Annotated in this window: 25 protein-coding genes; all 25 read left to right on the top strand. The window is 50.7% G+C overall.

What is annotated here, in order from left to right; all coding sequences use genetic code 11:
* The first annotated feature begins 41 nt into the window (after positions 1–41).
* The 25 genes from ACKTS9_RS09785 (at position 42) to ACKTS9_RS09665 (ending at position 25,007) form a co-directional block, all read left to right on the top strand.
* Positions 42–7,319 (top strand): GNAT family N-acetyltransferase, encoded by a 7,278-nt coding sequence (locus ACKTS9_RS09785; RefSeq protein WP_407880473.1) that lies wholly within the window; start codon positions 42–44, stop codon positions 7,317–7,319.
* Positions 7,261–7,530: a hypothetical protein gene (locus tag ACKTS9_RS09780; RefSeq protein WP_143287905.1), complete on the top strand. Its 270-nt coding sequence runs from the start codon at positions 7,261–7,263 to the stop codon at positions 7,528–7,530. Before ACKTS9_RS09785 ends, ACKTS9_RS09780 begins: the two co-directional genes overlap by 59 nt.
* Before the next feature lie 16 nt (positions 7,531–7,546).
* A complete protein-coding gene (locus ACKTS9_RS09775) occupies positions 7,547–8,641 on the top strand; it encodes a hypothetical protein (protein WP_087415527.1) in 1,095 nt (364 codons plus the stop codon).
* Positions 8,642–8,795: 154 nt separating this feature from the next.
* The gene (locus tag ACKTS9_RS09770; RefSeq protein ID WP_087399512.1) at positions 8,796–9,686 is read left to right on the top strand and encodes a hypothetical protein; all 891 of its coding nucleotides are present in this window, start codon (positions 8,796–8,798) and stop codon (positions 9,684–9,686) included.
* On the top strand, positions 9,676–10,263 hold the full coding sequence (locus ACKTS9_RS09765) for a hypothetical protein (RefSeq protein WP_407880469.1): 588 nt from the start codon (positions 9,676–9,678) through the stop codon (positions 10,261–10,263). Before ACKTS9_RS09770 ends, ACKTS9_RS09765 begins: the two co-directional genes overlap by 11 nt.
* The gene (locus tag ACKTS9_RS09760) at positions 10,247–10,837 is read left to right on the top strand and encodes a DUF4314 domain-containing protein (protein ID WP_407880467.1); all 591 of its coding nucleotides are present in this window, start codon (positions 10,247–10,249) and stop codon (positions 10,835–10,837) included. Before ACKTS9_RS09765 ends, ACKTS9_RS09760 begins: the two co-directional genes overlap by 17 nt.
* 11 nt (positions 10,838–10,848) lie before the next feature.
* The gene (locus ACKTS9_RS09755) at positions 10,849–11,907 is read left to right on the top strand and encodes a DUF3991 domain-containing protein (protein ID WP_407880465.1); all 1,059 of its coding nucleotides are present in this window, start codon (positions 10,849–10,851) and stop codon (positions 11,905–11,907) included.
* Between the two features lie 2 nt (positions 11,908–11,909).
* Positions 11,910–12,806: a hypothetical protein gene (locus tag ACKTS9_RS09750; protein WP_407880463.1), complete on the top strand. Its 897-nt coding sequence runs from the start codon at positions 11,910–11,912 to the stop codon at positions 12,804–12,806.
* 328 nt (positions 12,807–13,134) lie between these two features.
* Positions 13,135–13,617 carry a ribbon-helix-helix domain-containing protein gene (locus tag ACKTS9_RS09745; protein ID WP_006354114.1) on the top strand — a complete coding sequence of 161 codons (483 nt, stop codon included), beginning with the start codon at positions 13,135–13,137 and terminating at the stop codon, positions 13,615–13,617.
* Positions 13,598–14,833, top strand: a complete 1,236-nt coding sequence (gene mobP3, locus ACKTS9_RS09740; protein WP_407880461.1) for a MobP3 family relaxase — start codon at positions 13,598–13,600, stop codon at positions 14,831–14,833. Before ACKTS9_RS09745 ends, mobP3 begins: the two co-directional genes overlap by 20 nt.
* A gap of 108 nt (positions 14,834–14,941) precedes the next feature.
* Positions 14,942–16,153 carry an ATP-binding protein gene (locus ACKTS9_RS09735; RefSeq protein WP_407880459.1) on the top strand — a complete coding sequence of 404 codons (1,212 nt, stop codon included), beginning with the start codon at positions 14,942–14,944 and terminating at the stop codon, positions 16,151–16,153.
* Positions 16,154–16,358: 205 nt separating this feature from the next.
* Positions 16,359–16,709 carry a hypothetical protein gene (locus ACKTS9_RS09730; RefSeq protein ID WP_087242549.1) on the top strand — a complete coding sequence of 117 codons (351 nt, stop codon included), beginning with the start codon at positions 16,359–16,361 and terminating at the stop codon, positions 16,707–16,709.
* Positions 16,699–17,382, top strand: a complete 684-nt coding sequence (locus tag ACKTS9_RS09725) for a hypothetical protein (RefSeq protein ID WP_407880455.1) — start codon at positions 16,699–16,701, stop codon at positions 17,380–17,382. The genes ACKTS9_RS09730 and ACKTS9_RS09725 overlap by 11 nt, the downstream gene beginning before the upstream one ends.
* A gap of 5 nt (positions 17,383–17,387) precedes the next feature.
* Positions 17,388–17,672: a hypothetical protein gene (locus tag ACKTS9_RS09720; protein WP_087180016.1), complete on the top strand. Its 285-nt coding sequence runs from the start codon at positions 17,388–17,390 to the stop codon at positions 17,670–17,672.
* The gene (locus tag ACKTS9_RS09715; protein ID WP_087415530.1) at positions 17,665–18,033 is read left to right on the top strand and encodes a hypothetical protein; all 369 of its coding nucleotides are present in this window, start codon (positions 17,665–17,667) and stop codon (positions 18,031–18,033) included. The genes ACKTS9_RS09720 and ACKTS9_RS09715 overlap by 8 nt, the downstream gene beginning before the upstream one ends.
* A 9-nt stretch (positions 18,034–18,042) precedes the next feature.
* Complete coding sequence (locus ACKTS9_RS09710) at positions 18,043–18,657, top strand: hypothetical protein (protein WP_087272222.1); 615 nt, start codon at positions 18,043–18,045, stop codon at positions 18,655–18,657.
* Positions 18,658–18,806: 149 nt separating this feature from the next.
* The gene (locus ACKTS9_RS09705; protein WP_087377557.1) at positions 18,807–19,817 is read left to right on the top strand and encodes a DUF4406 domain-containing protein; all 1,011 of its coding nucleotides are present in this window, start codon (positions 18,807–18,809) and stop codon (positions 19,815–19,817) included.
* A gap of 155 nt (positions 19,818–19,972) precedes the next feature.
* Positions 19,973–20,542 carry a YdeI/OmpD-associated family protein gene (locus tag ACKTS9_RS09700; RefSeq protein ID WP_087377555.1) on the top strand — a complete coding sequence of 190 codons (570 nt, stop codon included), beginning with the start codon at positions 19,973–19,975 and terminating at the stop codon, positions 20,540–20,542.
* 250 nt (positions 20,543–20,792) lie between these two features.
* On the top strand, positions 20,793–21,242 hold the full coding sequence (locus ACKTS9_RS09695; RefSeq protein WP_087377553.1) for a TRAG family protein: 450 nt from the start codon (positions 20,793–20,795) through the stop codon (positions 21,240–21,242).
* A 12-nt stretch (positions 21,243–21,254) separates the two neighbouring features.
* A complete protein-coding gene (locus ACKTS9_RS09690; protein ID WP_025544407.1) occupies positions 21,255–22,820 on the top strand; it encodes a VirD4-like conjugal transfer protein, CD1115 family in 1,566 nt (521 codons plus the stop codon).
* A 17-nt stretch (positions 22,821–22,837) separates the two neighbouring features.
* A complete protein-coding gene (locus ACKTS9_RS09685; protein WP_186908980.1) occupies positions 22,838–23,200 on the top strand; it encodes an Mbov_0395 family pilin-like conjugal transfer protein in 363 nt (120 codons plus the stop codon).
* A 77-nt stretch (positions 23,201–23,277) separates the two neighbouring features.
* Positions 23,278–23,541: a DUF6133 family protein gene (locus ACKTS9_RS09680; protein WP_025544405.1), complete on the top strand. Its 264-nt coding sequence runs from the start codon at positions 23,278–23,280 to the stop codon at positions 23,539–23,541.
* Positions 23,542–23,601: 60 nt separating this feature from the next.
* Complete coding sequence (locus ACKTS9_RS09675; protein WP_055180693.1) at positions 23,602–23,880, top strand: SpoVG family protein; 279 nt, start codon at positions 23,602–23,604, stop codon at positions 23,878–23,880.
* A gap of 69 nt (positions 23,881–23,949) precedes the next feature.
* Complete coding sequence (locus tag ACKTS9_RS09670) at positions 23,950–24,786, top strand: conjugal transfer protein TrbL family protein (protein WP_025544403.1); 837 nt, start codon at positions 23,950–23,952, stop codon at positions 24,784–24,786.
* A gap of 11 nt (positions 24,787–24,797) precedes the next feature.
* A complete protein-coding gene (locus ACKTS9_RS09665) occupies positions 24,798–25,007 on the top strand; it encodes a hypothetical protein (protein WP_025544402.1) in 210 nt (69 codons plus the stop codon).
* The last annotated feature ends 6 nt before the right edge of the window (positions 25,008–25,013 follow it).

The following is a 25,013-nucleotide window of genomic DNA, read 5'->3' as shown; positions in this document are numbered from 1 at the left end:
AAGAACAGCCAAATACAGAAGTGGCGCCAAGCGCCGCACCTGTGGGAGAGCCGTCTGAAAAGGACGGCTCTTTTTCTGTTCCTGCGGAACAACCGACACGTCATTTTACCGATACAGAAGTCCGGCGCAATTATGAGTACATCCTGACCAGCACCAATCTATACCCCCCAGAGCTGCACAGCGCGGTTCGCAGCGTATTGTCAGAACCGCCGCTCAATCCTGACTGGTCAGACAAAGGGCGGCAGATTGCGGCTCTCTTTACTCCCTATGGCGACCGTGAATATCAGGGCGATTTTCTCTATCGTACCCGGTTGCATGGTGAAGATGGCATTTCATTTTTCTTTGATGAAGGCTATACCTACATTCCCTGGAACGGGCTGGCGTTTTTACTGGATGCCATGATCGAGGATGGCGACTATCCCAATCCTGTTGTAGAGGAGCAACCTGACCCCATCGGGGATTATAACATCCCTGATGAAGTTGATGAAATGGGCGGTCCTCACCGGCAAATGACCATTGGAGAAGCGGATTTTGATTATGTTCTGGATGCTGTTGCCTATGAAGCCGGAGAAACCGTAGTGGAACCGGTCAAGCCGCAGGCGATTGTTCAAATGGAAAACGACACGCCAGCAGCCGGTGACGAGCCTGCATCCGTTCCTGACGAAAATCCCCCTGTTGTTGTGGAGGCCCCCGAAACGGCTCTCCCCACAGATACAGCGGAGCAGCCTACACCGCCGCCCGTCAAAGAAAACACGACGGCGCACAAGAATTTCCGCCGCTTTCAAGAGTTGTTCCCGGAGATTGTGTCCGGTCAATATGAGTATCTGCGGCTGGAGGCCGGAGAAGCCTACTATCCTCTGGTCATTCACCATAAATACGGTTCCCATTACTGCATGGAGCATTACTATATGCAGAACGGCGACCGGATGTATGACCCTTATATGGACTTCCAAATCGACAAAGAGGCTGGGACACTTCGGGCTTTCAGTTATGAGAACAGCGGCATTGGTGTATATAACGAGGCTGATCCCGACGACCCCGCATACGAGAAAGCAATCAACGGGTTCAACAGTTTCTTTGCCACCTGGCTGAACAATATCCGCAGCCAAGGCTATGAGCCGGTGCGGGCCTCTATGATGGTCAACGATGAAGAAGTCGATGTGGATTTGCGCCCGGCTGCCGAAGCTGTTCCGGTCGTGGAAGAAGAACAGCCGGAGCAGCTCTCCCTTCTGTCCTTGGAAAAGAGTACGGAAGATCTGCTTGTTGAGCGTGTCATGCAAAGAGGCCCACTTACCGCAGGAAAAAAAGAACAAATCTACGAGTTTGCTCAGACCCACCCCACCGGATCAGAATTTACTACTTTCCTAAAAAAGCTATATGGATATGAAGGGTTCTCCGGTGATGAAATGGGCGTGAAATACGCCATGTTCAATAGTGAAGGTGTCACTATCGAATGGCAGGATGAGCAGGGCGAAACACAGGAAACAAAGCTGTCCTGGGCGCGGGCTGCCGGTGTCGTGCAACGCCTGGTGGATGAAGGCCGCTATCTGGAAACCCCTGTTGTCAGCCAGCCGGAACAGCAGGATGAGGTGCAGCCTTTCAGTGACCAATACCGTCTGTTAGACCGTCTGTGTGCTGACTGCGAGTATTTTCTGGGGGCGGGACAGCGGGCAGAAAAGCATTTGTGGGCAGGCAGTGTGGATGCACAGATTGAGAAAATGCGGGAACTATATGCCCAACTGCCGGAAAAACCTGATTGGATTTCCCTGGATATAATCAACGCCTACGCCCGCCGCATGGCAGTCCCGGAGCCGGTAGAAAATACTGCGGAAGCCTCGCAGGAGGAAACGCAGATTTTGGATGAAGCCCTGGACGCCCATCATGGGCAGATTGATATGCTGATGCAGGCGGTCCGAGGTGAACTGACGGTTGGAACCATCCGGTACAGCATTTTTGAGGGGCAGCCCCATATCAGCATGATTGAAGTTCTGGAGGACTATCGCCGTCAAGGTATCGCAACCCAGATGCTCCGCTATCTGCAAGGGCAATATCCCAATGAGGAAATTGTATGGGGGTATTTAACTGAGGATGGTTCGGCCCTATACCAAGCTGTGGTGGATGAGCAGCCCAATCCCGACTATCTCCGGGTACAAAATGACCTTGAAGATATTACACGGGAATTTGACGCTTATGTACGGCGCCTGGACGGTGGGGCTATTCTCTCTCCCCAAGAAGCTGCCGACATGGACGATCTGGAGGACACGCAATACCGGCTGGAAAAAGAACTGGAGGAACTGCGCCCCATTCGTGCCTTTGTACGAATGGATGATAGTACAGCAGCAGAGGCGCCCGCTGTTATGGATGAAGCCACTCACACTGATCCGGCGCCCCTTCGTGAGCCGCCTGCAGCGCCGCAGGTCGCCGCACACAACTTCCGTTTTTCTGAGGACTATGACCTGTATCCAAGTGGAGCAAAGACCAAATATAAAAACAATGTCATGGCGATCAAGCTGCTCAAGCAGATTGAGCTGGAAAAGCGGACAGCGACACCGGAAGAACAAATCACCCTTGCCCGTTATGTTGGATGGGGCGGGCTTGCCAACGCTTTCTCCAGTACGGCCTCTGGTTGGGAGAACGAATATCAGGAATTGAAATCTCTGCTGACTGATGTGGAATACAAGGCGGCCATGAACTCCACCATCACAGCCTACTACACCGAGCCTGATCTGATCCGGCACATTTACCGCGCTCTGGAACGGTTTGGCTTTGAAGGTGGTCCCGACAGAAAAATCCTGGACCCTGGTATGGGAACCGGCAACTTCTATTCTGTGCTGCCGGAGCAGTTTCAAGAGAGCAAGCTGTTTGGCGTTGAGTTGGATTCCATCACTGGCAGAATCGCAAAGCAGCTTTATCCTGATGCGGATATTTCCATCATGGGATACGAAGCCACCAAATTTGAGGACAACAGCTTTGATGTGATTCTGGGCAATATCCCGTTCAACTCCGTGAAAATCTATGATCGGCGCTACAATGACCTGAACCCGTACATCCATGACTATTTTTTCATTAAGTCCCTGGACCTTGCGAAACCGGGCGGTATCATTGCCTTTATCACCAGCAAAGGAATTATGGATCGCAAGGACGAGAGCCTTCGAGAATATATCGCGCGGCGGGCAGAGTTCATCGGTGCTATTCGCCTACCCAACACAGCGTTCAAGGCTTTGGCGGGAACCGATGTAACAGCGGATGTTGTTTTCTTGAAAAAGAGAGCGCATCCCATAGAACTTGATCGCACGAATCTTCCGTCCTGGATTGAAACTGACCTGGACCGCAGTAAATGGATCGCCTATAACCGCTATTTCAAGGACAATCCCGAAATGCTCATGGGCGAGATGGTGAGCAGCCGGAATATGTACGGCAACGAAGATGGGACAGCCTGTGTTGCCCCGGAAGATTTTGACCTGAACCAGCATCTTACCCAAGCGGTTGATTCCCTGTATGCCCGTTTCACCGCAGAGCCGGATGAAGAAATCGAGGCGGACGAACCGGAAGAAAGCAATGCAGAGTATGAGGACGCCCCGGCCGGAACCAAAAACTTCACCTATGTTGTGCGGAACGGCGAGATCTTCTTCTGTGAAAAAGATAAGCTGATCCCACAGCCTTACACCGGCATGAAGGCCGAAAGAATCAAGGGGCTGTGTGAGATTCGTACTGCGCTGCTGGAGGTTATCAACATCCAGTCCCATGAGTATGACCCGCTTGATCTTCAGAAAGCGCAGGACACACTTAATCAGGTATATGACCGCTTCGTTGCAAAGTATGGAGCCATCAATACCAAAGGAAACATCCTCGCTTTTTCTGATGATGACCAATTCCCCCTGCTGCGCTCTATCGAGGATGAGCGGAAAGACAAGACCGGCTGGGATAAATCAGCGATCTTCACCAAAGCCACCATCCGTCCCTTCCGTCAGGTCAATCATGCAGATACCGCAGAGGACGCCCTTCAAATCTGCCTGAATCACAAGCTGCGGGTGGATCTGCCCTATATGTCCTTCCTGACGGGAAAAGAACCGGAAGAATTGGTGCGTGAACTGGATACTCGCATCTATCTCAATCCCCAAAAATACTACGGCAACCCGCTGGAGGGATGGGAACTCGCAGAAGAATATCTCAGTGGTCATGTGAGGGATAAGCTGCTCTATGCACGTCAGAAGGCGGCGGAAGAACCGGAACTCTTTGCCCGGAATGTCGAGGCTCTGGAGGAAGTACAGCCAGAGCCGCTGACTCCTGCCGACATTGAAGTGAATATGGGCGCCATCTGGGTTCCCATTGAGTATTATCGCCAATTCATGTATGAAACCTTCCAGACCAGCGGATATGAAAAGGTCATCGAGGGCGGCGACAACCGGCACCGCATTGACATCGAGTATTTCTCCTATACCACGACCTGGCGTGTCACCAATAAAAGCGCAGAACCGGATTCCGTAATGGTCAACCAGACTTTTGGAACCAAGCGGAAAAATGCTTATGAGATTTTTGAGGATTGCCTTAATATGCAGTCCACGACTGTCCGTGACCGGCAGGAATACATCAATGAAAAGGGCAACAAGTCGGTTAAATATGTAATCAACGCACAGGAAACCATGATTGCCCGTGCCAAACAGCAGCAGATTCAGGAGGCGTTTGCGTCTTGGGTTTGGAAAGAACCGGAGCGCCGGGATACGCTTCTGCGAATCTACAATGACACTTTTAACACGGTTCGTCCCCGTGAGTTTGACGGGAGCCATCTGGTATTCCCCGGCATGAACACGGAGATGAAGCTGCGGAAGCACCAGCTTGATTTTGCTGCCCGTGTCATCTATACCGGGACGGGGCTTGCTGCACATGAGGTAGGCGCCGGAAAGACCGCTGCTTTAATTGCCGCCGGGATGTACCTCAAAAACCTGGGAGCGATCCACAAGGCGGTGTTTGTGGTTCCCAATCCCCTGGTGGGCCAGTGGGCAACAGAGTTCTACCGCTTTTTCCCCAATGCGAACCTTTTGGTATCCACCGCAGAGGATTTTACTCCCAAAAACCGCAACCGCTACATTTCTAAAATCGCCACCGGAGAATATGACGCAGTGATTCTGGCGCACAGCCAATTTGAGAAAATCCCAATCTCCACAGAGCGGCAGATTGCTATGCTGGAACGGCAGATCAACGATATTGAAAATGCAATCCATGAAATCAAGAGCGAAAACGGCGAGAATTGGTCTGTCAAGCAGATGGTCATTTTCCGCAAAAATCTGGATGAGCGGCTGAAAAAGCTGTCTGCCGAGGAAAAGAAAGACGATCTGCTGACCTTTGAGCAGCTCGGCGTAGATATGATGATGGTGGACGAGGCGCACTTTTTCAAAAACTGCTTTGTCTTTACGAAGCTGCGGAATGTGGCTGGTATTACAACCTCAAGCAGTCAACGCGCTTTTGATATGCTGCTCAAATGCCAGTATTTACAGGAAACGAATCAGGGGCGCGGTGTAGTATTTGCGACCGGAACGCCAATCAGTAACTCGATTTCCGAACTGTTCGTCATGCAGCGGTATTTGCAGCCGCAGGAGTTGGAACGCTTCGGCTGGTCCTACTTCGATACCTGGATCGCCCATTTTGCAAAGAAAGCCTCTGTGCTGGAATTGAAGCCGGAGGGCGGCGGCTATCGGATGCGTGATCGCTTCGTCCGTTTCTACAATCTCCCTGAACTGATGGCTGTCTTTCGTGAGGTCGCTGACATCAAAACAGCGGATATGTTGGATATTCCCGGACTCCCGGCTGTTCGCACTGGTAAAGCGGTGATTGTTTCGGTGGAAGCCACACCTGCACAGCAGGCGATCATGGCCGATTTTATTCTGCGGGCGGAAGCAATCCGAACCGGCCGAGTGAAGCCGGAAGAAGATAATATGCTGAAGCTGACCGGTGAGGCCCGCCTGATGGCGATTGACCCGCGCCTGATTCGACCGGATGCGGATGGTACAGGAAGTAAGTTGAGTGTCTGCATTGAGGATGTTTATCAGGTTTGGAAGGACACCGCCGCCTCTGCTTCCACGCAGCTTGTCTTTTGTGATGTTGGCACTCCCAAAGCCGGGAAATTCAATGTATATGATGAAATAAGAAATGTGCTGCTGGCAAAGGGTGTGCCGGAATCGGAGATAGCCTTTGTTCACGACGCCACTTCTGAAGCACAGCGGCAGGAACTGTTCGAGCGTACCCGCCAAGGAAAAGTCCGTATCCTGATCGGCAGCACCAGCAAACTGGGAACCGGCGTGAATGTTCAGAATAAGGTAATCTCCATTGACCATCTGGACTGTCCGTGGAAGCCCTCTGACATTACACAGCGAAATGGACGTGGGGTACGGCAGGGCAACGAAAACCCTGAAATTATGATAAAGCAATTCGTAGCCAAAGGAACATTTGATGCGTATCTCTGGCAGATTCAGGAGCAGAAATTGCGCTATATCACGCAGATTCTCACCGGAAAACACATTGCCCGCTCTTGTGAGGATGTGGATGAAACCGTCCTGTCTGCCGCACAGTTCAAGGCGGCCGCTACCGACAATCCGATGGTCGCACAGAAGATGGAATTGGAAAACCGGGTCACGGAATTGAAAATTCTGCGTGGTGCGTGGAGCAATGAACAGCTTGCTTTGGAACACAAGGTTAACTTGACATATCCATCCCGCATCCGGGAATATGAGCAGAAAATTGAGCGAGTCACGCAGGACATTTCTCTGTTGGGTCAGACCGAAGGCAAGGATTTCTCCATCGTGCTGGATGGAAAGCATTATACGGAGCGACCGGCAGCGGGCGAAGCATTTGCCCTTCTTTATCGGATGATAAGTGAAGGCCGTGGAAAAGATGAATATGAGTTTGAAATTGGTTCGTATCGTGGCTTTTCTCTTTTCGTGAACTTCAATCCGTTTGAAAGGGATATTATTCTGCGGGGCGCTTTGCTGTATGGGACGGATATAGGCAATTCCGGTCAGGGAACGATTACCCGTATCGAGAATCTTGCTGAACGGATTCCCAACTATCTTGAAGATGCACGGCGCGAATTGAAAGAAACACAAAAACAACTGGCGGTTGCCCAACAGCAGGTTGGACAGCCGTTTCTTTATGAGGAAGAATTGTCGGAAAAGGTTGCCCAACTCACAGAAATCAATACCAAGTTGGAGTTTGAGTCATTACAGGAAAGCGAGGTGATTTTGGATGAAAACGGACAACGATCTGATGGCGAGGAAGATTGGGATTCTGAAAGAGTTCCTTCCTGCGCTTCTGCCGAAGTATAAGATCATGCTGCTGGAGGCATTCAGCCCCCATGATCTTCTCACGGCGTATATCAAAAACACGCTGTCGGGCTACCCCCGTCTGGAAGATCAGAACCTGGACGACTTGACGCTGGAACTGCTGTACCCCACTGACGAGGCGGCAGAACACTGTATCAAAGAGTTCCTTGCTCTGCGCCTGGACGATGACAACGAGCATGAGCTAGAGCAGTGATGTGAGGTGGTGATATATGGGCGAGAAACATTCGGCTGTCTGCTATATCTTCCGTGAGGGGGCTTTTACACCCGTTCAGGAAACGAAACCGCTGCGGAATGACTTTGGCCTTGACCTCTTTCAGTATAAAGGGGCTGTTTATGAAGGCAAAACCGGACTGCATCTCTGCCCAGCGCGGGATGCGGAATATCTTGCACTTTTTATCAAGAGCCACGGCGGAATAGAAAAGGTTCAGCAAGTGATTAACAGTAGCTTGGAGCGTACCGGCCTTTCTCCCCGCTATACCCGACCGGATGAAAAGAAAAAGGACATCTTCCCGCCAAAGGAAAAAGACGAGAACCGGGTTTTTGCCAAAGACCTGATGGGAAACAAGCACTTCTACTACCGCTTCTACAACGAAAACGGCATTGAACTCTACACAATGGAGAAGAAACGGGAGTTCTTCCAAACGGTTTATATTCCATGCGACGGGTTTATGGTGGGCATTGACCAGCGGCACCGACTTGAGGAAGTCCTGAAATGGCTGCCCACTCTGGAGCATGGCATCCGGGGTGAGATCGAAAGGGTTTTCAATCAGAGTATGGAAGCCCCGGACCGGTGGGCTGATCTGGGATTTGCCAATCTGCTTGGACGGTATGAGGAAGCAAAAGCCCACAATGCCCCCATTGCTGCGGAGCGGCAACGGCAAGCTGATGAAAGACGGGCGCAGCAAGACGCCCGTGAACAGCAGTTGGCACAAGAACGACAGGCCCGTTACGATTCCGCCATCCGTGAGGCCGAAGGAAATATTATGGCGGGAAAGGAGGTGATAAACCGGGAGATCAACGGCAAATCTCTCATTATGCAGCTCTTTCGTGAGCATGAAATTCCTGTTCCTCTCAAAACACAGGGCTGGATCATCAATTCGCTTCACAGTATCCGGTACGATCCCCAAATTGGAGAATGGAACTACCGCTATTTCAAAGGCAGCCGGGACAGCACCAAAATGTTTGACCTGCTTGCCAAACTGTCCGCTGCGATTCAGACCCGACAGCAGTTTGAAGAACACGGGGAATCCCCGCCGGACACCCCTGTGTTGGACTGCGAGGAAGAACAGGATATGGAACTATAAATCTGGTTTTTGAAAGGAGCCAATATGAAAAAAGCAATTTTGAGCGTATCCGCTGCCGCCGCCATGATTGGCGGCCTTTTCTATTTTGGCTGGTATCGTAACCGCCACGGCGCCAACTAAGCAAACCGACCTGTCTGGAAGGAGGTGAAGCGATATGCCGATGACAGCGACAATGGCGCCCTACACCCTTTTCATTCTGGATGATGATACCCCTCTGAACCCTCGTGAGGACTATGACTGTTTGGGAAAAATGGTCTGCTGGCACAGCAGATACAGTCTGGGCGAGAAGCACGATTATGACGAGCCGAGCGATTTCCTGCGGAGCCTGCTGTTTTCTGAATACTCCAGCGGCCACGACCGCAACAATCCGGTTTTCGCATTTCTCAAATCCGGCAAAGCCAAGGATGCCCGTCTGGAATACAACCGATCCACACGGGAGTGGGAATTGCAGGAGAACCAGCACTGGCATTCAAACAGCGATTGGTATGTGTCCTCCAGCTATGCGGCCTCATTGAAAGATGAAGTCCCGGACTGGTTTTTGGATGACTGCCTTTCTGCCCTCTCAACCGGTGAACTGCTTTCGCTGGTAGAACAAATGGATGGCATGGTGATTCTTCCGCTTTACCTGTACGATCACAGCGGGATCACCATGAACACCTGCGGCTTTTCCTGCCCGTGGGATTCCGGTCAGGTTGGCTGGATTTACGCAGATAAAGAGATGATCGAACGGGAATATGGGAAAATCACCCCTGAAATATTGGAAAAAGTTCGTCAAGTTCTGGAATCCGAAGTCAAGGAGTACGACTACTACCTTACCGGACAGTGTTATGGGTTCCAGCTTTTCAAAGAAGATGTGGAAGTGGATAGCTGCTGGGGATTTCTGGGGGAAATCCGTGATGTTCAAAATGATATTAAGGATTATCTGCCGAAGGACTGTAACCCGGCAATCGTTGAATCGCTCCAATTTCAGTATGAGGAACCGGACATCGACGAGTATTTGGAGCGATTGCAGGAAGAAACGGAGGGATTAGACTGTGAGCCTTGATAACACAGCGAATGTTTTCATCCTGTATGGCTGCACTTTGAGCAAGGAGCGAAGTTCCATGCGAATCGTGGCGGCCACTACGGATGAAGAAATGCTGCATACCATCATCGGCGCCCAAATCCTCGGCGGCACAATGGACTACCGGGGCTTCAGCAATATGAAGGGCTTTGAACAGTTCCGGGCGGCCTGCCGTACCGGTGATGTTCAGTATAGCAATCTGGACTATGGCTTTGTGGAGCAGACGGAAAATCTGATGCTCCCGGACTGTGCAAAGGAGCCGCAGCTTGAGAAAGCATATCGGCTGCTGAACCTGTCCGACCATGAGTTCAATGCCATCCGCAATGGTTCTCTGGAGAGCCTGGGCGAAGATCGCGCCCGTTTGATTCTGGATAAGGCGCTGTCCTGGGCAGCACAGAACTATGCCGGATGGGACTTATATCGCCATTTGAGAGATGAACTCGGCATGAGCAACGAGGAAATCGGAAAAACCGGATTTGACCTGGATGAGTTCTATGAGGACGAAGCGGCGGACTCTGCGGAGTACGAAGTGGAGGCTGACTATGGCAAAGAACTTTAATCCTGCTGCTCTGCCGGAACATTGCTATGCGGTTCTTCCCGGCTCCGGGCAGCTCATAGAGGTCAGGCGCGGCGAAAAGGGCTACTATCCCTGTGCCTACTCCACCGGCGACCGTGAGTATAACAAGGTTCTGGCAAATTACTTCAATGCCCATGAGGGCATTTCAAAGGCACAGGCGGCAGCTATGTTGGCCGGTTCCATGTTTGGCTGGAATGTTCCTGCTGCCGATCCTGCCTGTTACGATGCAGAGGGCATCCCGATCCAACCGGGAGAAAAGAAAGCGCCCACCAGATCGCCGGAATATCAGTACGAGCAGGCAAAGCTCATCCGGCAGAACTACCAGCCTGGAACCAAGGTTGTTCTGGATGAAAAGATGGAAGATCCCTACCGTGAAATGCCTGCGGGACTGACCGGCATCGTAGATTCCGTTGACGATCTGGGGCAAATTCATTGCCATTGGGAGAATGGTTCTTCGCTGGCGCTTATTCCGGGCGTTGACCATTTTCATCAGGATATGACTCAGGAGCCTGTGATTGAGAGCAGCGAAGAACAGGAGCCTGATTTGGAATTGTGAGGTGATGTGATATGAGCAGAAGCGCCGCTGCGTATCAGAAATTTACCGAGGATGAGATTCGGAAAGCAAACAGCGTGGATATTCTGTCCCTGGCCCGTGGCTATGGATATGAGCCGGAAAAGGCAGGCCGCAAAGCTGTCCACATGAAGCACAGCGGCGGGCTTTACATCTTCCCCGAAAACAATCGCTTTTTCCAATGGACGGGTCCTGATGATGGAGTCAAAGGCGGCGCCATTGATTTTGTCATGCGGGAAGAAAACCTGTCCTTCCCCGAAGCGGTGGGCAAGCTGATCGGCAAGGAGTTCTCTCCATCCGTAAAGCAGGTGGTTCCCTATGAGAAAAAAGAACGGGAGCCGCTGGTGCTGCCTGAAAAGGCAGACAACATGAAGCGGGCCTATTGGTATCTGGTTTCTGTCCGAGGTATCAGCCCTAAAATCGTAAGCCACTTTATGAATCGGAAGATGATTTATCAGGAAAAGAAGTATAGCAACTGCGTGTTTGTAGGCTACGATGCGGAAGGAACCGCCCGGTACTGCTCCATGCGGGCGGCCAGAGATAACAGCTCCTTCAAAATGGATGCGACCGGCTCAGATAAAAGCTACCCCTTCTTCCACGAGGGCAAAACCGATCTGCTGATTGTCACCGAGGCGCCCATCGACCTGATGAGCCATGCTTCTATTGCCGCTGACTTTTATGGGCGTGACTGGATGCAAGATCACCGTATCTCTACCGGCTGCCTTTGGAATGGAGCCATTGACCGTTATCTGGAAGGCCATCCGCAGATCAAGCGGCTGGTGTTTGCAGTGGACAATGACTATCTGGCCCGTGACAAGAATGGGCAACTGCGAAATTGGGGGCAGCTTACAGCGGCAAAATGGATGAAGGCATACACCGAAAAGGGATATGCCTGCGCGGTTCATGTGCCGCATTTGAATGATTTTAACACCGACCTGGTGGAAATGCGGAAGGGGCGTTCTGTGGAGGATTTAGACCGTCAGCGCATGGCGGAGCTGGAAACCGCATTTGAGCAGAGCGCCGAGGAAGAATCGGAACAAGGCATGGAGGTGTAAAATTGGCAAAAATCAAAACCTTTGAATTGGATCGCTGGAGTGAGCCGGATGAAAAGCGGCGTGTCCGGCACATCGGCATGGCCGACGCAAAAGAAACCTTTGACAGACTGCAAACGCACCTGGAACTGAAAGGTCTGCTCCCGGATGAGTATTTCCTGTTCTCCGATGAACTGACGGGCGAGCTGCCTGAATTTGACCAGGCGCTCTGTATTCCCAATTTTGGGGCCAGCGAAGGTGTTTATCTGGACATTGAACTGGCCTGCCGCGACAAAGACGGCAAGCGCTATTTTCAAAACTTTGCCACTGGCAAGACATTGGGAGAAACTGCGGACGACTATTACAGGATGTTCCGCATTGCTGCCGAATGTTCCCTGATGCTCAATGGCCGTGGAAATACCTATGAACAGAAAAAAGTGGACATCGTTCTGACCGAACAAGAGGCGGAAGCTGTGGGGACTGTGGTGGATATGGAACTCTGCGGCCACCATCCGCCGGAGGTTGAGGCCATTTTGAACTCTGCGCTGGAGAAGATCGACCGGATTGCCTTTGCAAAAGTCCAGACCATCACCTGTCACGGGAAAGACGATTACTCTCTCTGGTCTGCGGAGATCCCCAAAGATATGCTGCACTCCATCCTGCACGAAGCCTGCGAACGGGTTGGAACCCTGGATGAACTGATGGACGCAATGAACCCGAAGGACGGGTATGAAATGCGGCTGTTCATTCAGACACCGGGACGGCAGTTTGCGTTCTACCGTATCCCTGAACGGCTCTCCAATCTGGAGGACTACGCCAATGAGGGCTGCTCTGTCCGAGGAACAAAGGACGAAATCATGGCGGAGATTTTTACCGAGTGGGCGCCCGCCCAAGAAGATCTGGAAGATGACTTTGAACTGTGACAGCCCGCACTTTTCTTTTCATCTGTACCTGCCCGCCCCCCTGCGGGGGCGCCCCGCAACCGGAATCCGCAGGCCACGCCCTGCGGTTCTCGGTTAAGGCAGGAATAGCCGTCATACCTGACGGCGGGCTGACAGCTTGAAAGCAGTGCTTTCAACGGGTTTGCGGGTTTTTGAATCGGTATGACTTTCAAGTTCCGGTGTGATTTTTGTCACACCTCTCTTTTCAGCCATTCTACCCGCCGATTCTAACCATTCTAACGCCGAGAATGTGAGAAGTATTGGTTGGGGCCTGTTGTCTGGCACTCACTCATTTGAAAGGAGGATTGATTTGAAGGAATCGCCCATTAAAACAGAGCGCAAGACGCTCCATCTGCCGGAAGATACAGTTCGGGCGCTCAATAAACTGGCAGCCAAGAATGGGACGGACTTTTCCAAAGAAGTGCGCAGGGCGATTGACGAATATCTGGATTTGGAAACCACCGCCGAAAATATTGACATGATAAACGGGGTCATCCGGCAGGAACTCAGCGGGCAGCTCAAAGCCCTGGGAAACCGATTGGCCGGACTGATAAATCGCCTGACGATCATATCGGCTGCGGGCTATTATGCCAACATTGCCATTATTGCAGACCTCATTGACCAAGATCGCTATTCGTCTTTTGAAAAAATTGAGTCGGCGGCCCGAAAGCGGGCATTGGCATTTGCCAATCAGAAAAACGCGGATGCGCTGCGTACTTTCATGGATGACGAGGAAATGCAGAAAGCCATCCATGCCGTACAAGGAGGTTCCCGTGTCGATTCTGATTTATAAGCAGCGCCACCGGCACCCTAACTATAAGAAAACTCCAAAAGGCAACTATGCCCATATCGGCTACATTGCAACTCGTCCCGGTGCCGTGAAGAATGAGGGGATGCGCCACGGACTGTTTGGCAAGCTGGAGCCGGGGGCGGTCAAAGAGTTTGACACCTGGCAGGAAGCCGCCCGCCTGGTTCGGGAGCTTTCCTATCGCCGGGTCAATATGTATCGTGGTATTATCTCTTTTTCACCTGAAACGGCTGCTGAATTGGGACTGTCCGATCATAAAGCGTGGGAGGACTATATTGACCGCCACATTTTGACTCTGGCAAAGTTCAATGGAATCCGGGTGCAGGATTTGCAATGGGTGGCCGCCCACCATAACGAAAAAGGCCACCCCCACATCCATGTGGTGTTCTGGAATAAAAATCAGCGAACAATGGTCCCTTTTGTGCATCCAAGCATCCCGGATAAAATCCGTAAGCAGCTCATTCGAGATACCTTTGCCGAGCGTATCAAAGAGTATTGCGAGGCCAAACAGCGGGCAAAGGAACACCTGTCGGCCATCACAGACGAAATGATTGACGAGTTTGAGAAGTACATGGAGCATCTTCACCCGCAGGAATATCGCCGCCTGCGTGAAGCGTTTGGGCGTATCACGGATGATGAGCTGGGGACTTCCCCTTTGGATAGCGTTGTTGGTGCAATGAAGATTGCCCCCTTTATCTCACGCCTGTTTGCGTTGAAGGAGAAAATGCCGAAAAAGGGGCGGCTGTATTACAAATTGCTTCCAGAGGATGTGAAGGCCGAATTGGATGCCTTTGTTGCCTTCTTGAAGGAAAACAATGAGTACATCCGCAATTTGGTACAGGACTACGCAGAGAGCAAGACCCATCTTGCCATGCTCTATGACACCGACCCGGCGCACATCAAAGAACAGCAGGAAAAGGCTGTGGCGGAGGCCGATAAGCTGATTGCCAATAAAATTCTCGACGTGATCCGCACCATGCTGTGCAAAGACCGTGAGGTCCAGTCTTTTGAATATACAGAGGCCCGCAAAGCCTACTTCACCGAACAGATGATTTGCGAGATTCTGATTGCTTTGGAGCAGACTGCCATGAGCCTTGATATGGAATATGATGACCGGCAAAAGGCGATGAGTACAGATTTGTCAAAGGCAGCCCGAAAAGAGTGGTATCTGCGGCACAAAGATAAAGGTATGGAGCCATAGTGACCCGCAATCAAATATATTGTCGAAAAGTTTTGCGGTTATAAACCGCAAAAAAATTGACCACCTGTGCGTTTTGCGGTATAATAATAGCGAATGGAGGTGGTCACGATGATTGAAAGACCGTTATATGTGGATAAGATTATGGCCTATGTAGATACTCCTTTTGTTAAAATCCTTACAGGGGTGCGCCGCTGCGGAAAATCTACCATACTGAAAATGATTATGGAAAGACTGAAAACGGAACGAAACATCCCGGAAGATCGCATTATAAGCTGTCGTTTTGATTCTATGGAATATGAGGATATGACGGCAAAGCAGATCTACACGCTATTGAAGGATCAGCTTTCCTCCACAGGAAGGACTTATCTGTTTCTGGACGAGGTTCAAGAAATCAAGGGATGGGAAAAGATTGTTAATTCGCTGGCGTCCGATTTTGATGTTGACTTGTATATTACAGGCTCCAACTCCAGAATGATGTCCTCTGAAATAGCGACCTATCTTACTGGCAGATATGTTTCCTTCCGCATTTTCACCCTGTCTTTTGGCGAATATCTGATGTTCAAAAGCAAATTCGCCAATGTTGGGGAGCCGAAAGCAGAACTTGCCAATTATGTTCGCCTGGGAGGATTTCCGGCAACGCATTTGCAGGCGTATTCTCAGGATGAAATCTACACGATTGTCCGGGATATATACAATTCCACGATCTTCTCGGATATTGTAAAGCGAAATCAGGTTCGGAAGATCGACCAGTTGGAGCGTGTCGTAAAATACACATTCAATAATGTCGGCAACACCTTTTCCGCCAAGTCCATTGCAGATTACCTGAAAGCAGAACGGCGATCCCTCGACAACGAAACGGTTTACAGCTATTTGGAAAAGCTGGAAAAGGCATATCTGCTTCACCGCTGTTCCAGATATGACTTGCAGGGGAAGGAAATCCTGAAAACGCAGGAAAAATTCTATCTGGCCGATGTTGCCTTGCGATACAGTGTTCTCGGCTATAACGCAGACAGCGTTGCTTCCAGCCTTGAAAATATCGTATATTTGGAACTCTGCCGACGGGGATATACTGTCAATGTGGGGAAAACCGGAGATAGCGAGATTGATTTTGTAGCAGTCAGACAAAACGAAAAAATCTATGTTCAGGTGACGCAGGAGATCAACTCGGAAAAGACAGAAAAGAGAGAATATAGCCGCCTGCTTGAAATACCGGATAATTACCCCAAATTTGTTCTCACAACAGACGAATTTGCCGGTGGGAACTATGAGGGAATCAAGACAATGCACATAGCGGATTTCCTGCTCAGTGCGGAGTATTGACATCGAACACCAGATGAAACTCAATGAAAATCTACTGTCTGCCGGAAAAAGTCCCTTGAAAAAGTTGTGACTTTGGAAGAAAAGTCCCTTGAAAAAATTGATATTGCCATACAGAAAGCAGTCCTGCGGGGCTGCTTTTTCTATTTTCAGATGATTATGAAAAACAAAAAAGTGACCGGCCACCCGGTTCCAGAAAGGAGAAAGGATGAGAACAGCGAACACTTCCTATAAGCAAAATGGTGTGCCGGTGTCGATTCCGAGCGGTTCGTATGGCATTGCTCATTTGACGGTTCACCAATATGAATACCCCAAAGGACACCCCTGCCATAACTGCCCTTATACCCTGCGCACCTCTGTCCCGTCCTGTATGTTCCCTGAACGAAGGGACGGCGGCTGTCTATGGTACGATCTGAAAAAACAGCGGCGCCCTCCGCTGCCTGCGGTTTACCCCAAAAATCAGGCGGCGGCAGAGCGCATTTTTGCTTTCGTTGAAGTTCTCAAAGATGTAATGAAGCGAAAAGGTTATCAGGAAAGGAGGAAACCGATTGCGAAATAAAACCGATTTTTACAGGCTGTTCTTTGAACAGCTTGCCCGGCGCGGCTTTGATGTGAAGCGGTCCCAATCTTCCGATTACATCGCTGATATTTATTTGAAGAACCAGCTTGTGGCCTATTTCTCCAAAGCCGATACGGTGATCCAGAACCCCTTTGTCACAGTCAAGGACAAACTCATTCGCCTTATCAACGATACGGCCCAGGACACAGCGAACAAAGCGGGTATCTGCCGCGACTGTCCTTATACTGACGCCAATGAGAAACTTCCCAATGGCTCTTATAAGCTGGCAGAATACAATGGCGTGACTCTCGCCTGCAAGGAGCATCATCTGTTTGGCTATGTGTTCTCCACCTACCGCACCGCCCCGGATTCCGGCGAAATGATGGCCCGCCAGATTTTTTACAACAAGGAATTTGCAGGACAGGATTTCGCCAAACGGAGCGGTTTGGTGGATGAACGTGCGCTGTTCACCGAAGAAGAACTCCGGGTCCTTCATGCGGGCTTGGTTAAGATGAGCATACTCGATCAAGATGTTTCCAACGAGGCCCGTGAATCTGTGGAACGGATTCTTGACAAAATCGAGGACATTATCCCGGAGCTGCGGGAGCAGGAAATGGAGTTTGACTTTGATATGGAGTTCGGCCAGCAGGAAGAAATGGAGATTGGAGGATAGCAAGAATGAGCAGCAAGAGAAATCAGACCATCGCTATCGCCCGTTTCCTGATGTATAAATACGGGCTGAACCAGCAGCTTGAGGGCATGACGGACGAAGAATACCTGGCGCATCCTATTGGCTTGGATGTGGGGCAATATGTAGCTGACCTGATGAAATACTGCCCGGAGCATATCGTCGATCAGGTCATGGAACATCAGGATGCTCTTTTGCGGCGCCTGGGTACGGATTATCTCACCGTCATAGCCTATATGCCTTATGAGGAAGATGGAGGGACAAAGTATGCGTGATGGACGCCCGAATCCTGATATTTGGGGAAATATCATCACCTGCGGGGAGATTGCCGTGGGCATTTATGAGATTGTCGGCACAAAGAAACGTGGGCTGGAAGTGCCGAAGGCCCTTACCGAAGAAATCCTGCCGGAATCTGTGATGGAACAGGCGGCACAGGACGGTGAGAACCTTTGTTTTACCGATCCGGTTTCCAACGCCATCGTTGCGGACGCCCTGCTGGAACAGGAACTTGTTACTGATCCGCAGGCAGCGGCCCGTCTGGACGCAATCCGGCAGCTTGATGATGTGGCCTATGATACGGCCTTTGAACCGCCTGTTTCAGACTATGAGCTGGACGGGCTGGACTTGGAAAGATAGGAGTTTACAATGAAAATCCTGGATTTCGACCTGGAAGGAAGTCACTTCATCATCGAAGCAGACATTTCGCCGCGCCAAGAGGCGGATGATGATATGGAGTGTCAATGGCTCCGGTACGACTTTGATAACACGCAGGTTTATAAGGAAACGGACGGCGCTGTTTCGCCGTTCCAAATTACAGCCGTTGCCTGGGCTGGCTATCAACTGACTGCCGATCATGCGTTGAAAGATGTGATCGGACGCATTTCCCGCAATGAAACCGGCAAGCTGACCGTTCATTATGTTTGTCCAGAGCTTCAAGAGTTTTTCGATGAACTCAAAAAATATCCGGCTATCAGCGGGGAACGAACGATTCCGTACTTCATTTTTCACGGCGGCGATATTGCAAAACTGGCGTATGCGACCAACGAGTTTCTGTATTACGAGGACAGTAACTATATGCCGCTGATGTTCCGTACCGTTGACGGAACTCTTGTTTCCGACAATGAATTTGCCGATATGGGGCTGTATGAATCCGAGGAAAATGTTGAGAACGGCACAGAACATATTTTGCCGTTCACAGATTACGGTTCCGATGTGGAAAGCACCTGTGATTTAGAGGACGAGGAAGATCTGGAAATTTGAAACTCAGAGGTTTGCGGGCTATGTTCCGTCGCCGGTGGGCAGTTTTCATCGACTTTTGCACCATCCATCTGCTGGGTGGATGGGCTTAATTTGGAAAGGTAGGTGTTACTTTGAGGCTGGTCTATATTTCTTCCCCATTGCGGGGAGATATGGAAAAGAACATGGAAAAGGCAAAGGACTACTGTGCTTATGCAGCATCCTGCGGCGTGATTCCCTTGGCGCCGCATACGATTTTCACGCAATATCTGAATGACGCAGTGCCGGAGCAGCGGGAACAGGGCTTACGAATGGGTCACGAACTGCTGGAGCGCTGCGATGAACTCTGGGTAATGGGCGACACCATCTCTCAGGGAATGAAGGACGAAATTGGCCTGGCTACTTTTCTGCAACTCCCGATTCTCTATGTATCCGATGATATGGTGAAGAATCAGAAAATGATCCGCCAGTCGGATCGCCCTCTGGACATAAATGACTGCATCCCCGACAGTAGCCAGTACAACTACGAAAATCAATTTCTGGTTCTCAAGCCTGGGGTGAGCAGCAAGGGCAAGGACATGACTGCCGACGACTCCATTTGGTATGCCCGTAACGGTTTTGGATGTATTTATGGAGCCAGAGGTCAGGCTGTGTATGCAGAAAGCCTGTTGACCGGCAAATACATTCATTGGGAACGACATGACTTCTGTGGCATCGTCAAGCCGGAAAGTTTGAAAGAATGGCTTCTGGATAAGCCGGTCAGGAATGAGGCTGCCGAAGAACTCACCAAGTTTGTCACCCCTGAACTTATCAGCGCAGCCAAGCAGAACCATACTGCTTGCGGCTATCCTTTTCTGATCGGGTATGCCCCTGCGGAGGGCGGCCTGCATGAAGCGTTCTGCCTAGACCCCGATCCGGTCAATCTTGCATCTTTTATTGTGAAGATGGGGAAAGAGCGCGGCGACCTGATGATCTGTACCCCGCTGGATACCCCGTTTCTGAATACCGTTGGTATGTTCACTGACCAATGCGTAGATTTTGATTTTTTACAAGATCATCTGCTGCCGGTTCTGATTCCCATGCAGATGGGCAAAACGGAGCCGCAAGCAATCAAGTTGACCGAGGATCAAAATACCCAAGCATTTCTGGATGACTTTGAAGTTGAGGATGATATGGAGCTATGACCAGAATTCCCTGCCGAACCGGGGATTTTGCTTGTTGGGGAAATCCTAAAATTCCTGTTTCTGATTGGCAAATTTACAATTCATCTATTCAAACGAGAAACCAGACAGTGTATAATTGAGCCAGCGATAAATCGAAAGTTGAGGAGACCGAGGAAATGGATTTCAAGAATTTGTTGCCAGCTACAAATCGTGATGAATTGCGACAATGGCTTTCAGAAAATCACAATAAGGAAGATGAATGTTGGGTAGTTGTAAAACGTGGACGGCCAGTTGATAATGGAACATTTTGGTACATTGACGCAGTTGAAGAAGCAATGTGTTTTGGTTGGATCGACAGTACCACAAAGAAAATGGATAATGGCATAACTGCACAGAGATTAGCACCTCGGAGAAAAGGTAGCGTTTGGTCTGAATTAAACAAAGAACGTTGCCGGAGAATGGAACGGTTAGGGCGCATGACAGATGCTGGCAGAGCTGTGCTACCAGATATGTCCGAGAGTGGTTTTGTCATCGACAAGGACATTTTAATGGCACTACAAGCTGACTCCGAAATTTGGGAGAATTTTCAAAGCTTCCCCCCGCTATATCAAAGAGTAAGAGTAGATACCATACAGATTAAGAAAAAGCAGCCGGACTTATTCAAAAGCCGTTTACAAAAACTATTAGACAACACAAAAGCTGGCATCATGTATGGAGAATGGAACGATAACGGGCGTTTGCTCTAAATATCTTCCCATTTGGCATAGTAACCATCGTCAGACCCATTCAAATCTTCAAAATTAAATACCCGCTACCCACCAGCGGCGCATCCAGCAGGAAATCTTTCAAAGGTTTCCTGCTTTTCTTATACCATTTTTCAGAAAGGAGCGATTCAATGAGCGAAGTACTTCTTATCCTGCTTCATAACCGGCAGCGTTATCAACACCACCTCAGAGCCACTCGAAATAACTTTGAGATTGAGGATGGCGTGAAATTATGAAAACAAAGCCTAAACTGATGGTATGTGCGCTGATCTTCGTTTCCGGCGCGATTCTTAATCTGTTTTTCTCAACAGCGGTTCACGGTTTGTTGACAAGAGAGATTACCCGGCTGTCGCTTCTCCCTATCGGGGACTGCCTTGCCAGTCTGTTTTCCAGTCGCCAGCACATGATGTTATATCTGTGTCTGCAAGGGTTTGTGAGTGTGCTGGCGGTTATGTTCTTCCTGACCAACATGAGGCCGTATGAATCAGACCTGGACACGATCACCCCGGAAATTCAGACCCCCAGAGCCGTGGGCCAATATCAGCACGGTTCAGCCCGGTGGATGACCGATTCCGAGAAAGACAAAGCATTTGACAGCTATATTCTTGACCCGCACAACCCAACTATCCGGCAGCTCTTAGATACCGGATACGATGGTTTGGATTTTCTCAAAGAAAAATAAGGAGGCGATAAATTGAAGTTGAACCTTCACCCCAAAGGTATTCCCAAGCAGGAACCTTTGGGAGCGGATACTCCGCTGAAAAAAGGCGGCGTGGTGGTAGGTATGCGAAAGGAGGGCGATAAAGAAAAAATCTATTTTGTCGGTGATGACTGCCACCTGCTCTGCGTTGGCGCCACTCGTTCCGGTAAATCAAGATGTCTGGTTCTGGAAAGTATCTGTCTTTTGGGACTCGCCGGAGAATCCATCTTCTGCTCCGACCCCAAAGCCGAATTGTTCCACTACACCGCTGATTTCCTGAAAAAGTTGGGTTATGAGGTTTTGGTGCTGGACTTCAAGAACCCCGAAAAGAGTATGCGCTACAATCTGCTCCAGCCCATCATTGACGCCATCAGTGAGGGAGACACCGACCGTGCAGAAATGCTGGCCTGGGACTTGACGAACAATCTGGTTGGTAAGCCGGAGGGCGAAAAGATTTGGACAAACGGTGAATGTTCCATCATAGCGGCTGCCATTCTTTGCGTGGTGTGCGACAACCAAAAACGACCGGAATTTCAGAACATGACCAATGTGTATTGGTTCATTTCGGAAATGTGCCGTACCATCGGAAATAAGATGCCGCTGTTGGAGTATGTCAAGAAGCTCTCTCCATCCCACCCGGCACGGGCGCTTCTGTCCATTTCCGATGTGGCGCCGTCCCGTACCAGAGGCAGCTTCTACACCTCTGCCCTGACCACCTTGCGGCTGTTCACCTCGAAGTCCATCTACGCTATCACCCATACCAGCGATTTTACCCTTGCAGATATGGGCAGTAAAAAGCAGGCGTTGTTTGTAATCCTGCCCGACGAGAAAACCACCTTTTATCCCATTGCTTCTCTCATTGTGTCGCAGCAATATGAGCTTCTGGCAGAGGCGGCAGACAGGCGCGGCGGGCGTTTGGAACGCCGTGTCAACTTCATCCTTGACGAGTATGGCAACTTTACTCCCATCAGCGACATGACAAACAAGCTGACCGTGGCGGCTGGCCGTGGGATGCGATATGCCCTGTTTGTGCAGGGCTTTGACCAACTGAAAGAAAAGTACAGCGACAATATCGCCAACACGATCAAGGGCAACTGTCAGGTTTGGGCGTACCTGCAAAGCGATGACCCGGAAACGCTGCGGGAGATGTCCGATAAACTCGGCAGCTATACCACATCCAGTTACCAGCTTTCGGCCAGCAACGGAAAATACACAACCCCGTCTAACTCCCAGAGCGTCAGCCTGACCGAGAGAAAGTTGCTCAATACGGATGAGGTCCGGCGAGTCAAGCGTCCCCATCAAATCATCACCAGCCGCGACCACCCCGCTATGATGTATGCGCCCGACCTTTCTCAGTGGATGTTCAACAAGATGTTGGGGTTGGGAGATATGGAGCATAACCGCAGGCTGCGGGAAGAACGGGAACAGAAACGGCCAATCATCACCGACACGAAGCAAGAAATCGCATTGTGGAACATCTGGATTTACTACCAGAAGGACATCATGCGCCGCCTTTCGCAGCAAAAGGGCGCTATGGGCGGTGGCCTTGATGATGATTAACTCATAGGAGGTTTTGAATGAAAGAGAAAATCAACCAGACGGCGGGCAGGCTGAAACAGGCTGTCCGGGCGGCGGGTGTTGGTATTGCCACACTTGCCGCCTCTTTTTTTATGTCCGCACCGGCTTATGCCGCTGGTGTGCAGGATAGTCAGATTGTCAAGGGAACCGAGAAATTGGTCGGTGATGTGACAACCTGGCTGATGGTGCTGGCGCCGGTGGTAGCCGGTCTGCTTATCATCTATTTCTGCATCCGGCGCGGCATGGCTGACGAGATGGATCAGAAAAAGTGGAACAACCGCATTGTGGTGGCGGTGGTGTCCTGCATTGGCGCCGTACTCGGTTCCGCCACCCTGAACCTGATTCTCGGCTACTACCAGTAAGCCGGGATACATTCCGTAGTACAGGCGATTTCCGCGCCTTACTAAATAAATCATTTTATTAACAGGAGGAAAAAACTATGGCTAACTTCATCCGCAACACTCAGGTTAAGGCTATGACTTCTATCTGGACTGCCAAGCAGAAGGCCCGTGAGCTGGCTGACCGCACGGCGGAGGCGCTGACCGACCGCACCGGTCAGGGTACGCTGGATGTGGCGATTACTGTGCTGATCTCCATTGTCCTGGGCGCCCTGATCCTGGCCGGTCTGTACCTGATCGTGGACGACACCGTGCTGCCCACCATCACCCAGCGCATCAAGGATATGTTCAACTACGGCGGCTGATCGGAACAAACAGCGGCGGGGCCATCGGCCCCGCCCTAATTTTTGACAGGAGGTTATTCAATGGAGTTCAAAGCGGAAATCAAAAAGACTTTTACCGGTCCCGACAAGCTGCGGGCGGTGTGCAGCGTGGTCCTGGATGACTGCTTTCTGGTGAAGAATGTGCGGGTCGTCGAGGGCGAAAAGGGGCTGTTTGTGTCCCTGCCCAGCCGCCGGAATGTCAAGGGCGAGTGGGTGGAGCATTGCTTCCCCATGACGAAGGAACTGCGGGCAAAGCTCTCCGCCGCTGTACTGGAAGCGTATGAGGCCGCCGTACAGAACGAAGAAGCTGCCGTGTCCTGATCGCCCGCCATATTCCAATCCCTATCGGGGGCGGCCAAGCGCCGCCCCCAGAAAGGAGGTGGTTGCTGATTGGAATATATCTTAGTGCTGCTGATCGTGGCCCTGCTGAATGGAGCAATCGCCTATATTGATGGGCTGATGGAAGGGATTATCCCTCTTACCCTGTACGCAGAGCAGTATATGTCCACCTTGGCCGGGGTCGATTTGTTTCAGTCCTTGTTCGACATTGTATTCGGCTTTGGCGTATCCCTGATTGTGCTGAAGTTCCTGAAAAAAGGCTTTGAAACCTATGTTCTGTGGTCAGACGGGGACGCCGACGAGGAGCCTATTGCCATTCTCACAAACTTTTTCAAGGCTATGGCTGTGGCAATCTGCTTTCCCACCATGTATGACTGGCTTGCCACGATTGTAGAAGAAATGAGCAATAAAATGCTGGAGGCCATCGGCCTTGCCACCGCTTACGATTGGGCGGGCTGGGTATCCGGCATTTCATCAATGGGGCTTGTGACAGCCATCTTTGGCTTGGTATTTGTCATCGTCTATTTCATCCTATATTTCCAATTCCTGATGCGCGGGCTTGAAATCCTGATTTTGCGAGTAGGTATTCCGTTGGCCTGCGTAGGTCTGATTGACAATGACAAAGGCGTGTTCAAGCCCTACATGAGTAAGTTCTTCCAGTCTGCGCTCTCTGTGGTGATTCAGGTTTCTCTTGCGAAATTGGGGGTTGGCCTGATGATGAATATGCACATTTTCTGGGGCGTGGCCTGTATGATTCTTGCGGTGCGGACACCGAAGTTCCTTCAGGACTTCCTCATTACGACCGGTGGCGGTGGCGGCGGCGCCATTGTCAACAACGCATACCATTCTGTACGGCTGGTGCAGATGGTCAAGGGCATGGGAAAGTGAGGTGATGGCTGATGGTGACAATGGACGATATTTCAAATGCCATCATCCTGCTTGTGCGCGTTGGTGCGGTAGCCCGTTTCGTCTACTGCCTGGTGCGTTTGACCGCAGCCGAGGAACAAGCAGCGCAGTATAAAAAGCGCGCCCGCAACACGGTGATCTTCTACATCATCGCAGAATCCATCTGGCAGATCAAAGACCTGATTCTGTACTATTATTCCTGACAGGAG

Origin of the sequence: Owariibacterium komagatae (assembly GCF_045865535.1) — a bacterium.
GTDB classification, from domain to species: domain Bacteria; phylum Bacillota; class Clostridia; order Oscillospirales; family Ruminococcaceae; genus Ruthenibacterium; species Ruthenibacterium komagatae.
The sequence above is the reverse complement of the archived record's forward strand: the minus strand, read 5'-3'. Positions and strand labels throughout refer to the sequence as shown.